The 12201-nt window shown below is 63.4% G+C and carries 11 protein-coding genes and 1 pseudogene; 4 read left to right on the top strand and 8 right to left on the bottom strand.

The window, feature by feature from the left end:
• The 4 genes and pseudogenes from EOA49_RS25985 to EOA49_RS25970 form a co-directional block, all read left to right on the top strand.
• Positions 1-370, top strand: a 370-nt coding sequence (locus EOA49_RS25985; protein ID WP_127243433.1) for an SDR family oxidoreductase, incomplete at its 5' end; no start/stop codon positions are given.
• Positions 371-382: 12 nt separating this feature from the next.
• On the top strand, positions 383-2011 hold the full coding sequence (locus EOA49_RS25980; protein ID WP_127240041.1) for a GMC family oxidoreductase N-terminal domain-containing protein: 1629 nt from the start codon (positions 383-385) through the stop codon (positions 2009-2011).
• A gap of 10 nt (positions 2012-2021) precedes the next feature.
• Positions 2022-2338: pseudogene (locus tag EOA49_RS25975) on the top strand (Dabb family protein).
• Positions 2339-2412: 74 nt separating this feature from the next.
• Complete coding sequence (locus EOA49_RS25970; protein WP_082953939.1) at positions 2413-3666, top strand: MFS transporter; 1254 nt, start codon at positions 2413-2415, stop codon at positions 3664-3666.
• Here the strand turns inward: EOA49_RS25970 and EOA49_RS25965 are convergent.
• The 8 genes from EOA49_RS25965 to EOA49_RS25925 form a co-directional block, all read right to left on the bottom strand.
• Complete coding sequence (locus EOA49_RS25965) at positions 3653-4498, bottom strand: EamA family transporter (protein WP_067002559.1); 846 nt, start codon at positions 4496-4498, stop codon at positions 3653-3655. The two genes, EOA49_RS25970 and EOA49_RS25965, sit on opposite strands and share 14 nt — an antisense overlap.
• Before the next feature lie 7 nt (positions 4499-4505).
• On the bottom strand, positions 4506-5423 hold the full coding sequence (locus EOA49_RS25960) for an endonuclease/exonuclease/phosphatase family protein (RefSeq protein ID WP_067325867.1): 918 nt from the start codon (positions 5421-5423) through the stop codon (positions 4506-4508).
• A gap of 112 nt (positions 5424-5535) precedes the next feature.
• Entirely contained in the window at positions 5536-7086 is a 1551-nt protein-coding gene (locus tag EOA49_RS25955) for a sodium:proton antiporter (RefSeq protein WP_127243432.1), read from the bottom strand.
• Positions 7087-7291: 205 nt separating this feature from the next.
• On the bottom strand, positions 7292-8356 hold the full coding sequence (locus tag EOA49_RS25945; protein WP_067325862.1) for an ABC transporter ATP-binding protein: 1065 nt from the start codon (positions 8354-8356) through the stop codon (positions 7292-7294).
• 27 nt (positions 8357-8383) lie between these two features.
• Positions 8384-9175 (bottom strand): ABC transporter permease, encoded by a 792-nt coding sequence (locus tag EOA49_RS25940; RefSeq protein WP_067002564.1) that lies wholly within the window; start codon positions 9173-9175, stop codon positions 8384-8386.
• The gene (locus EOA49_RS25935) at positions 9172-10017 is read right to left on the bottom strand and encodes an ABC transporter permease subunit (protein WP_176477631.1); all 846 of its coding nucleotides are present in this window, start codon (positions 10015-10017) and stop codon (positions 9172-9174) included. The genes EOA49_RS25940 and EOA49_RS25935 overlap by 4 nt, the downstream gene beginning before the upstream one ends.
• A gap of 134 nt (positions 10018-10151) precedes the next feature.
• Positions 10152-11258, bottom strand: a complete 1107-nt coding sequence (locus EOA49_RS25930; protein WP_095800499.1) for an ABC transporter substrate-binding protein — start codon at positions 11256-11258, stop codon at positions 10152-10154.
• Positions 11259-11499: 241 nt separating this feature from the next.
• On the bottom strand, positions 11500-12201 hold a 702-nt coding region (locus EOA49_RS25925), incomplete at its 5' end, for an iron-containing alcohol dehydrogenase (protein WP_127243431.1).

Here is a 12201-nt window from a genome sequence, read left to right as displayed (position 1 = left end):
ACCCGCCAGCTTTGCGAGGTCGATCGTCACCATCACCTCGGTCAGCGCGACAATGGCCTCGCCGGAGCGCGCCGACTATTGCATCTCAAAGGCAGGGCTTTCGATGTGGGTGAAGAACCTGGCGCTGCGGCTCGCCGCGGAAAACATCGGCGTGTTCGAGGTGCGGCCGGGCATCATTCGCACCGACATGACGGCAGGCGTATCCGCCAAATATGACGCGTTGATCGACGGCGGGTTGGTGCCGGCCAAACGCTGGGGCGAGGGCGCCGATATCGGCGCTGTGGTGGCCGCACTTGCCAGCGGAAAATTCGGCTTTGCAACCGGATCGGTCATCGATGTCGACGGCGCGCTCTCCGTGCCTCGTCTGTGAGTGAGTGGAACCATGGCTGACTACATCATCGTTGGCGCCGGACCGGCCGGTTGCGTGCTGGCCAACCGGCTGAGCGAGGAGCCGACCAATTCAGTCCTGCTGCTCGAAGCGGGCGGCAAGGATTGGCACCCGCTGATCCACATGCCGGCAGGCTTCGCCAAGATGACCAAGGGCATCGCTTCCTGGGGCTGGTCGACGGTGCCGCAGAAGCACATGAAGGACCGCGTCTTCTGGTACACCCAAGCCAAGGTTGTCGGCGGCGGCTCGTCGATCAACGCCCAGATCTACACGCGCGGCAACGCCCGCGACTATGACGCCTGGGAGAAGGAAGAGGGCTTGGCCGGCTGGGGCTATCGCGATGTGCTGCCCTATTTCAAGCGCGCCGAGAACAACCAGCGCTTCGCCAACGATTATCACGGCGATCAGGGGCCGCTCGGCGTTTCCAACCCGATCTCGCCGCTGCCGATCTGCGAGGCCTATTTCCGCGCCGGCCAGGAGATGGGAATCCCCTTCAATCCGGATTTCAACGGCGCCAGCCAGGAAGGCGTCGGCTATTACCAACTCACCCAGAAGGACGCGCGGCGCTCCTCCGCCTCGGTCGCCTATCTGAAGCCTATCCGCGCCCGCAAGAACCTGACGGTCAGGACCGGTGTGCTCGTCACCCGCGTCGTCGTCGAGAAAGGCCGCGCCATCGGCGTCGAGATCGTCGACAGGCCGGGCGGAGAGAAGACGATCCTGCGCGCCGAACGCGAGGTGATCGTCTCCTCCGGCGCCATCGGCTCGCCGAAGCTTTTGATGCAATCCGGCATTGGCCCGGCCGACCATCTGAAGTCGGTCGGCGTCACGCCGGTCCACGACCTGCCCGGCGTCGGCTCCAACATGCAGGACCATCTCGACCTGTTCGTGATCGCCGAATGCACCGGCGACCACACCTATGACAACTATGCCAAGCTGAACCGCACGATGTGGGCCGGCCTGCAATACGTGCTTTTGAAGAAGGGCCCTGTCGCATCCAGCCTGTTCGAGACCGGCGGCTTCTGGTACGCCGATCCGACCGCCGCCTCGCCCGACATCCAGTTCCATCTCGGTCTCGGCTCCGGCATCGAGGCTGGGGTCGAGAAGCTGAACAATCCCGGCGTGACGCTGAACTCCGCCTTCCTGCGCCCGCGCTCGCGCGGCACCGTGCGATTGAAGAGCGCCGATCCCGCCGATCATCCGCTGATCGACCCGAACTACTGGTCCGATTCCTACGATCGCGACATGTCGATCAAGGGCCTGCGGCTGGCGCGCGAGATCATGCGGCAGAAGGCGCTGCAGCCTTTTGTGCTGCGCGAGGTGCTGCCCGGCCCTGCGCTGCAAAGCGACGCCGACCTCTTCGACTATGCCTGCCGCGCGTCCAAGACCGATCACCATCCCGTCGGCACCTGCCGCATGGGACATGATGCGATGGCCGTGGTGACGCCCGATCTCAGGCTGCGCGGCATCGACGGCCTGCGGGTCTGCGACGCGTCGGTGATGCCGCGTGTCCCCTCCTCCAACACCAATGCGCCGACCATCATGGTCGGCGAGAAGGGCGCCGATCTGATCCTCGGACGCGAGCCGCTGCCGCCGGCCGTGTTCAAGGGCAATAAGGCGGCTTGAGGGGAGAACAATGATCCGCCACTGCGTCTTTGTCCGCTTCGGCGACGGCACCTCCGCCGCCGAGCGCGCCGCGATTCACGCCGATCTCGAAGCGCTGCGCCCGGCCATCGACGGCATGGGCAAGGTTCATTTCAGCGCCAAGGTCAGCCCGGAGCCGTTCGCGCGCGGTTTCGGCCATGGCTTTACCATCGATTTCCGCGATGCTGCCGCCCGCGACGCCTACTGGCGCACGAGGCGCATCAGCGCGCCGGCGCTCGCCTGGTAGCGGCGCTCGAAGGGGGCACCGACGGGCTGATGGTCCTCGACTTGGAGTTTACGGAAATGTGACCGCCGGTTGATCGGAAACCGGCAAATAACCCGTTCTTTTTTGCACTGCATGGAACATATCGTTCCTTTCGCGGATGCAAAGGAGCAGCGATTTGAGTCTCACCTCGGAGCAGAAGAAAACCGTACTCGCATCTTTCCTGGGCTGGACGCTCGACGCTTTTGATTTCTTCCTTCTGACATTCCTGCTCACCGATATCGCCGCTGAATTCCATACCGATGTCCCGGCGGTCTCCAAGGCGCTGTTCCTGACCTTGGCCACGCGATTCATCGGCGCGTTCCTGTTCGGCATGCTGGCCGACAGATATGGGCGCAAACCGCTGCTGATGCTCAACATCGTCAGCTACTCGGTGATCGGGGCGCTGGCGGCCTTCTCGCCCAATCTCGGCATCTTCCTGGCGCTTCGGGCGCTGTTCGGCATCGCGATGGGCGGCGAGTGGGGCCTTGGCAGCTCGCTCGCCATGGAATCCATTCCGCCCAGCGCCCGCGGCATGGTTTCGGGCATACTGCAATGCGGCTATCCGGCGGGATATCTGCTGGCGGCAGTTGTCTATGGGCTGCTCTACGGCCAGAAGATCGGCGATTTCACCTTCGGCTGGCGCGCCATGTTCCTGCTGAGCTTCGTGCCGGCGCTGATCGTGCTCTTCATCCGCTCGCACGTGCCTGAATCGCCCGCCTTCGTCTCAGGCCGGGCGCAGGCGCGGCCGGGTCTTCTCGTAACGCTGCAGAAGCACTGGGGCATCGCGCTCTATGCCGTGGTGCTGATGATGTTCTTCAACTTCTTCAGCCATGGCACGCAGGACCTCTACCCGACCTTCCTGAAGAAGCAGCACGGCTTCGATCCGCACACGGTGAGCTGGATCACCATCGTCGCCAATATCGGCGCCATTGTCGGCGGTCTGGCGTTCGGCGCGCTGTCGGAGAAGATCGGGCGCATAAACGCCATCACGCTCGCCTGCGTCATTGCCCTGCCGGCTATTCCGCTCTGGGCCTATACGACGACGCCCTTCATGCTGGCGCTCGGCGCCTTCATCATGCAGGTGGCGGTGCAAGGCGCCTGGGGCGTCATTCCGGTGCATCTCAACGAGCTATCGCCGGGCTCCGTGCGGGCGACCTTGCCTGGCTTCATCTACCAGGCCGGCAATCTGGCGGCCTCCTATGGCGGCCCGTATCAGGCCGGCATCGCCGAAGCGCGGGGAGGCAGCTATGGCTATGCGCTGGCATTGTTTGCCGGCGTGGTCGCCGTCTGCATCATCGTCGTGATCCGCTTCAGCCCCGAGAAGCGTGGCGAGGTCATGACCGTGATCGACCGGGAAGTCAGCCCAGTCTGAGCGCGACCACGCCCGCGACGATGCCCAGCGCCGCGGCGGCGCGCCATGCCGTCATCTTCTCGCCCAGCGCAAGCACCGAGATCAGCATGGCGAACAGGATCGAGGTCTCGCGCAGCGACGCCACCGAGGCGATCGGCGCCTTGGTCATCGCCCACATCACGATCCAGTAGGCGGCGCCGCTGAGCACGCCGGTGAAGAGGCCTGCCTTCCAGTCCCGCGCCAGCAGGGGCAGCGACTGTGGCCCGCGAAAGGCGATGCACAGCACCAGCGCCCAGAGCGCATCGCAGACGAACAGCCAGGCCGCATAGCTTTGCGCGGTTGCCGCCAGCCGCGCGCCGCTGCCGTCCGACAGCGTGTAGCTGGCAATGAAGATCGATGTGCCGAGCGCGAAGCTGACGGCGCGCAGATTGAACCGTTCAAGATGCACACCGCCGCGAAACGACATGACCAGCGTGCCTGCCGACAGAAGCACGATGCCGAAGATGGAGAGTGGCGCCGGTATCTCTCCGAGCAGAACGATGCCGCCGAGCGCGGAGAGCAGCGGCGCGGTACCGCGCGCCAGCGGATAGGTCTGAGCGAAATCGCCGGCCTTGTAAGCGCCGATCAGAAACGTCCGGTAGCCCATATGGAAGAAGACCGAGGCGAGGATGAATGGCCAGACCTCGGCTTTCGGCACTTCAACGAAAGGCAGCGCCAGCAGCGCCGCAGCCCCCATGCCGAGCGTCATCAAGGTGATCGACAGGAAGCGGTCGAGGTGCACCTTGACCAGCGCGTTCCAGATCGCGTGCATGGCGGCCGCCGACAGCACCGCGAGGAAGACGAAAAGCGTCATGCCCGCCTCACCCGCCTGCAAGCCTAGCGGCGATGCCTGGCGTTTCCAGATCGATATCGACCCTGAGCGGGAAATGGTCGGAGGCCACTTCGCCGATATCGGCGCTCACGGAACGCACCCGCCCGGCCAGCACGCCGCCAACGAAGCAATGATCGAGCCGGCGTTTCGCCAGCTTGCCCTCGATGATCTTTTCATGCGTGTGGAAGTCCGCCACCGGCTTGGCGGCGACGGCTGCGGCATCGACGAACCCGTCGATATAGACGGCGCCGCGATGATAGGGCGTGCTGCCGACGATGCGCCGGTATTCCGCACTTCCCGGCTCCATGTTGAAATCGCCGAGCCAGATCGCCGCCAGCGGGTTTTCCGGCTCCGGCTCGCCATTCGCCCAGTTGCGCTGCGGCTCGTCATCGGCGCCGCTCCAGGGACCACCATCGGACGGCGCGCGGCGCTGTTCGGCGAGCAGATAGTCGATTTGCTCCAGCCGCTCTTCGGCCGCGATATGGGCAAGATGCAGCGAGAAAACCCGCACCGATCCCGCCGGCGTCCGGATCATGCACTCCAGCGCGGCGTTGCGCGTGTTGAGGGGCTTGAGCGTGCGGCGCAGCGGCAGCGCATGCAGCCGCGACCAGACGATCGGCAGCTTGGACAGAAGCATCGTGCCGAACTGCCTGCGGCGGTTGACGATGCGCCCATCACGCTTTTCGCTGGCGTCCATGTCGAAGGCCGGACCGTAGACCCAGTGATAGTCGGGCAGCAGCCTGGACAGGATTTCCGGCTGGTCGTCGCCGTTGCTGCGCTGCCAGTGCCGCTCCACTTCCTGCAGGGCGATGATGTCGGCGCCGTCGACGAGGCGCGCGGCGCGCACCAGATCGTAGCGGCCGTCGCTGCCGTAGCCGTACTGGATGTTGTAGCTGACCAGCTTCATCGATTAACCGGCTGAATATCCGGCCACGGCACTAGCGCCTCGGCCATCGCGTTGCAATGGACGCCATCGACGTGCGGAATGGTCCAGTCATGACCGCCGACCCTGGCATCGTCTAGGTCGTGAGCGACTGGAACCGCCCCGCCGGCGATGCTGCCAGCTCGGACCAGTCGATTTCTTCTTCCAGACGGTGATAGGCTTCGTCGCCGATCGTACCGTCGCGGCGCAATTCTTCGAGCCTATCGCGCTGCCGCTTGATGGCATAGAGGCGCAGCCGGTCGTATTCGGTGGCCGCCTGCGCATCCTCAGGATTCTCGGCGATCTTGCGTTGGGCCTCGTACTGCTCGCGCACGACGTCGGCAGCGGCAGACGTCTTGCGGCTCAGGACGTCGAGCGCGGCTTCCATGATGGCAACGCGTGCCTGCGCCACTTCGCGATCTATCGTCGTATCCTCTTCGAAATTGAGCCAGCGCAGCAGCGGCTTCAAGCTCATGCCTTGCAGCACCAGCGTGCCGAGCACGACCGCGAAGGCGGCAAGCACGATCGGGTCCCGGCCAGGGAAATTGGCCGGCAGTGCAATGGCCACCACCAGGCTCACCAGCCCACGCATGCCGCACCAGCCGACAAGCAAGGCGCCCCCGAATGTCGGCGCATCCCGCCTTTGCTCTTTGCTGTCGAAGCGGGCGAACCGCCGTATGATCGCGACGTAGCCAAACACCCAGACGAGGCGTGCCACGATGACAACGGCCAGCACCGTTGCGGCGAAGACAAATTCATCGCCCTGCCCATCGCCGGAGAGCCTGCCGACGATCGACCGGGCCTGCAGGCCCATCAGCACGAAAGCCAGCACATTGAGCACGAACACTGCCGACTCCCAGACCGAGTAGGTGCTGACGCGGCGTCTGGCCGACATCTGGCGCGGCGCGGTGCGCGCGATGGTGATGGCATAGACGACGATGGTGATGATGGCGGAAAGGCCGATCCTGTCGGCGATGATCCAGACGGCAACGGTTCCGGCAAACTGCACCACGGTGCTGCTTGCCGCATCCTCGATGCGCGTCAGCGTCAGCAGCGAGAGGCGGCCGAACAGATAGCCGGCGGCGACGCTGCCGACCGTCGACAGAAGGATCACCGGCACCGCATCGCTCAGCATGACCGAGCCGACCGCGGCCGAAACGGCGATGCGGTAGATCAGAAGTGCCGTGGCGTCGTTGAGCAGGCTCTCCCCTTGCAGGATGGCGTTGAGGCGGTGCGGCACCTTGAACTGGCCAAGCACGGCGCTCGCCGCCACGGCGTCCGGCGGCGCGACGATGGCGCCGAGCGCGATCGCCGCCGCGATCGGCAGACCTGCCATCTTCCAGCCGACGAAGGCGACGACCACGGTGGTGAAGACGACCGCGCCCAACGCCAGCAGCACCAGCGACAGCCGGTAGCGCTTCAGGTCGCGCAGCGACGTATCATAGGCGGCATCGAGAAGCACCGGCGCGATGAACAGGGCAAGCGCCAGTTCCGGATCGATCTCGATGGTCGGCGCACCTGGCAGAAAGGCGATCCCCACTCCGGCCAAGGCCAGCAGGGAGGGATAAGGTATCCCCAGCCATCGCGACAACGTCGTCAGCCCGACGGCGATCAGAAGCAGAATGAGGGTGAGCTCGAAAAGCGCCATGACTCATCGTAGCGATGGAACCAGGCCTTTGGCACTGCAAAAAACGAATGGCGAACGGTGAATGGTGAATGGTGAATGGTGAATGGTGAATGGTGAATGGTGAATGGTGAATGGTGAATGGTGAATAGCATCATCAGAACAATTCGAGCACGTAAAGTGCTCTCTTCGCTGACTACCATTCACTATTCACTATTCACCATTCACCCTAGTGCAGCACCAGCATGTCGCCCGACGAGAACGAGATGTCCGCCTTCTCGCCGACGACAGGCGGCGGCGTCGCCGAGTTGTTGAAGGTGTCGAGCGATACCGTGTTGCCGCCGATGCCGACGCGCACCCGGATGACCGAGCCGAGGAAATGCACTTCGGCGATCTCGCCCGAAAGGCTGGTGTCGTGGCCGGGCTGGCGTCCGAGCGAAATCGCTTCGGGCCGCAGCGCCAGCGACAGCGTGTCGCCAGACTTCGAGCCGTTGAGCTTGCCCTTCAGCGAGACTTCCTGCGTGTTGACCCGCACCTTGCCGGACGCGGCATCGGTGACCTTGCCTTCCAGGACGTTGAGCGTGCCGACGAAATTGGCAACGAACTTGGTCGCCGGCCGGTTGTAGATCTCGAACGGCGTGCCGACCTGTTCGGCCTTGCCGCCATACATGACCGCGATGCGGTCGGAGATCGACAGCGCCTCTTCCTGGTCATGCGTCACGAAGATGGTGGTTATGCCGAGCTTCTTCTGGATCGAGCGGATTTCCTCTCGCAGCGAAATGCGCACTTTGGCGTCCAGCGCCGACAGCGGCTCGTCGAGCAGCAAAAGCTTCGGCTTCGGCGCAATGGCGCGCGCCAGCGCGATGCGCTGCTGCTGGCCGCCGGAGAGCTGGTAGGGATAGCGGTCGGCCATCTGCGGCAGCCTGATGATGTCGAGCATCTCCGCGACACGGGAATCGATGGCCGCCCTGGGCATGCCCGCCACCTTCAGTCCGAACCCGATATTCTGCGCCACAGTGAGGTTGGGAAACAGCGCATAGGCCTGGAACACCATGCCGATATTGCGCTGGTTGGGCTTCAGCCTGGTGATGTCCTTGCCGCTAACCACGATCTTGCCGGCCGAGGGCTCCTCGAAGCCGGCCACCATGCGCAACACCGTCGTCTTGCCGCAGCCGGACGGACCGAGGAAGGAGACGAATTCGCCCGGCGCGACATCGAGGTTGAAATCCTCGACCACGGTTGTGGCGCCGAAGGACTTTCGCACATGCTGGATGGAGAGGAACGGCTCGGCCATGGCTTTTTCTTTCGGTCGGTACTTCGCTCAATTGGGGCGGTTCGCCGATTTCGGCGCGAAACGGGACAAGATCTGGATCAGCGACATGCAGCCCCAGGTTATGACGAACGCGATGATCGACAGCGCCGCCGGCTCATAGGCGCGGTTGGCCACAAGATTCTGCAAATACGGGCCGAATGCCGGCCGGTTGAGCAGGCTGGCCATGGTGAATTCGCCGATCACGATGGCGAAGGTCAGGAATGCGCCCGAAAGCACCGCGATCAGCACATTGGGCAGGATCACGCGGCTGATGATCGTGCCCCAGCCGGCACCCAGGATCTGCGCCGCTTCCGTCAACGTGCGCACGTCGATGGTGCGAAGCCCGGTGTCGACGGCGCGGTACATGTATGGCAGTGCAAGCGTTGCATAGCCGATGACCAGCAGAGCATTCGCGCCTGGATTGGTTGCCAGGAACGGCAGCGGCGAATTCGACCCATACATCCTGATATAGCCGAAGACGATGACGATGGCCGGGATCACCAGCGGCAGCAGCGTGATGAACTCGACGATCGGCCTGATCTGCGGCATGCGAAGGCGGATCCAGTAGGCCGTAGGCACGACGATCAGCACGCCGAGGAGAATGGTGAAGATGGCGACGACCACCGAAAACATGAAGGTCGCCTGGAACTGGCTGTCGCCGAGCACGACCTTGTAGGCGTCCAGGGAATAGACGCCGCGGCGCATGCGCAGCGAGAACTCGATCGTCGCGATCAGCGGGATGAAGAAATACGCCGCGCCGAGGACAAAGACGACCCAGGCCCAGAACCTGCCGGATTTCATTTCAGCCACCTCTCCGAGCGCGTCCGGAACCAGATGTAGAAGATGTTGGCAAGCCCGGTGATGACGATCATGCCGAAGGCGATCGCGTAACCGAGATGGGCATTGTGCAGCACGTCGCCGCGGATCTGGGCGTAGAGCAGGATCGGCACGATGTTGAGCGAGGACCCGGTCAGCGCATAGGCGGTGGCGATCGCCCCGAAGGCATTGGCGAAGAGCAGGATGACGGTGCCGAGGAAGCTTGGCCACAGCACGGGGATTACCACCAAGCGCCAGTATTGCGCCTGGGTGGCGCCGAGCGTGGCGGCGGCTTCGCCCCATTCCCTTTTTAACCCGTCGATCGCCGGCACGATGATGACCACCATCAGCGGAATCTGGAAATAGACATAGGTGATCGTCAGACCCCAGAACGACAGCAGGTTGAAGCCATGCGCATAGATGTTGAAGCCGACCAGGGTGTTGAGCAGCACGGTGACGAGGCCCAGCCGGCCTAGCGTCGCGATGAAGGCGAAAGCCAGCGGCACTCCGGCGAAATTGGACGCGACACCGGAAAACGTCAGCGTCCCCGACCGTATCCAGTTGGGCAGGCCTCCGCGCACGATGGCGATGGCGATGGCAAGACCGGCGAAGGCGCCGATCAGCGATGACGCCAGGCTGACCTTTATCGAAATCCAGTAGGCGGCAACGATGTTGGCCGAAAAAAGCGCGACGATGTTGGCGAAGGTGAACTCGCCCGCCTCGTTCTGGAAGGCGCCCAGCATCAAGTAGAGCGTGGGCAGGATCAGGAACATGACGGCGAAGACGAAGAACGGCGTTACGCCAAGCCATTGCGTCGGCAGCCGCATTGCGCGCGCTTCGCCGGGGGGCGCGGCCTTGCCCGCAATTGCCTGATTGGAAACCGAGAGATCGGTCATGCGCCGGCTACCGTTTTTGGGAAGGAGTCCGGGCGGCCATCGGGCCGCCCGGACCATATTGATGCTTACTTCACATTGGCGCCGACAACGGCGTCCCAGTTCTTGGTGATGGCTTCTTTCGCCTTGCCCTGTTCATCGAGCGTCGGAAACACCGCGGCCGCATAGGACTCGGCCGGAGGCATCTTCGCCAGCATATCCGCCGGAACCTTGCCGTTCTTGGCGAGATCGTTGAAGCGGATCGGGTGGCAATAGCCCTTCAGCCAGCCGATCTGGCCTTCGTCGGAGTAGAGATATTCCAGCCAAAGCTTGGCCGCATTCGGATGCGGCGCGTAAGCGCTGATCGCCTGCACGTAAACGCCGGCGACAACGCCGGTCTTCGGCACAATGACGTCAACGGGGGGATTGCCCTTCAGCGTGTCGCGACCGGAGAGCGCGTTGTAGTCCCAGGTGACGAGGATCGGCGTCTGGCCCTGGGCGAGCGTCGCGGTTTTGCCGATGACCGGCACGAAGTTGCCGGCGGCATTGAGCTTCTTGAAAAACTCGAGCCCGGCAGTGCCTGCGGCTTCGCCAGCGGCAGCGCCGCTGGCAAGGCCGGCGGCGTAGACGGCCTGGATAGCCTGGTTCGAAGCGCGCGGATCGCCGGCAAGGGCAACCGAGTTGGCGAATTCAGGCTTCAGCAGGTCGGCCCAGTCGGTCGGCGATTCTTTGACCAGATCCTTGTTCACCTGGAACGAGAGCACGCCATAATAGTCGGCTGTCCAGTAGCCGTCAGCGTCCTTGGCGCTGTCCGGAATGGAATCCCAGGTCGAGACTTTATAAGGCTGGATCAGGCCGTCCTTCTTGGCGGACGGACCGAAGGACAGGCCGACGTCGATGACGTCAGGTGCCTGCGGGCCCTTGTTGTCCTTGTTCGCTTTGATCGCCTCGATCTCATCGCCGGAGCCTGCATCCGGGTTGAGCTCGTTGACGGTGATCTCCGGATACTTCGCCTTGAAGCCGGCGATGACGTCGCCATAGCCGCACCAGTCGTGCGGCAGCGCGATGGTGGTGAGCTGGCCCTCGGCTTTCGCCGCCTTGACGAGATCGTCCATCGCGTCGGCGGACGAAATCACCGTCGACGCAAACAGCGCCGCGGCCGAAAGGGAAAGCACTTTCCCCGTGAATTTGAACATGTGTTCTCTCCGTTGAACTGACGCCATTGGACGCCTGCGATGCGGTATCGTTTTCGTGTGACAGCCAGATGAAAGCTTTGTGAAAGCGGCACCCCGCAACACGAAAAAGTAAACTCTCTTTAACCGGCTGTAGCAATCGCTTCGCGATTCTTTTTCCGGCTAATTATTCTCCTCCTTGCATTCCGCCCGTTGCCCTTTCCTTTCCCCTCGTTTCCAGATCAACTTTCCGCTGCAAATTGGTTTACACAGACCCTACGATGGCATTTTCGAGCAGAGCAAGCGCCCCTTTCTTGGTGAGCTTGACCGGATTGCCGCCGGCGGTCGGATCGACCACCGCCATGTCGGCGATCAGTGTCTTGCGGTTCTTGTCCATGTCGAGGTCCTTGATCAGGCCGGGCAGCGCATGCGGCACCTTGAGCTCCTTGCGCAATTTGATGACGGCTTTTGCGAAGCCATCGAAGCCGCCCTTGATGCCGCAATAGGCGGCGAGCCGCGCGATGCGATCCTCGATCGCATCGCGGTTGAAGGCGAGGACATAGGGCATGAACACCGCATTGGTCATGCCGTGATGGGTGTCGTAGAGCGCGCCGATCGGATGCGACAGAGAGTGGATGGCGCCCAGCCCTTTCTGGAAGGCGGCCGCGCCCATCGCGGCCGCGCTCATCATATTCGCGCGGGCGACCAGATCGTTGCCGTTGGCGAAGGCCTTGGGCAGGTTCTCGAACACCAGCCGGATGCCTTCCACGGCGATGCCGTCGGCCATCGGATGATAGCCCGGCGCGCAATAGGCTTCGAGGCAGTGGGCGAGCGCGTCCATGCCGGTGCCGGCCGTGATGAAGGGCGGCATGCCGACCGACAGCTCCGGATCGGCAATCACGATCGCCGGCAGAAGCTTGGGGTGGAAAATGACTTTCTTGGTGTGGGTCTCTTCATTGGTGATGAC

Origin of the sequence: Mesorhizobium sp. M1A.F.Ca.IN.020.04.1.1 (assembly GCF_003997315.1) — a bacterium.
In the GTDB taxonomy this organism is placed as follows: domain Bacteria; phylum Pseudomonadota; class Alphaproteobacteria; order Rhizobiales; family Rhizobiaceae; genus Mesorhizobium.
This window is presented reverse-complemented; position numbering and strand designations above follow the sequence as displayed.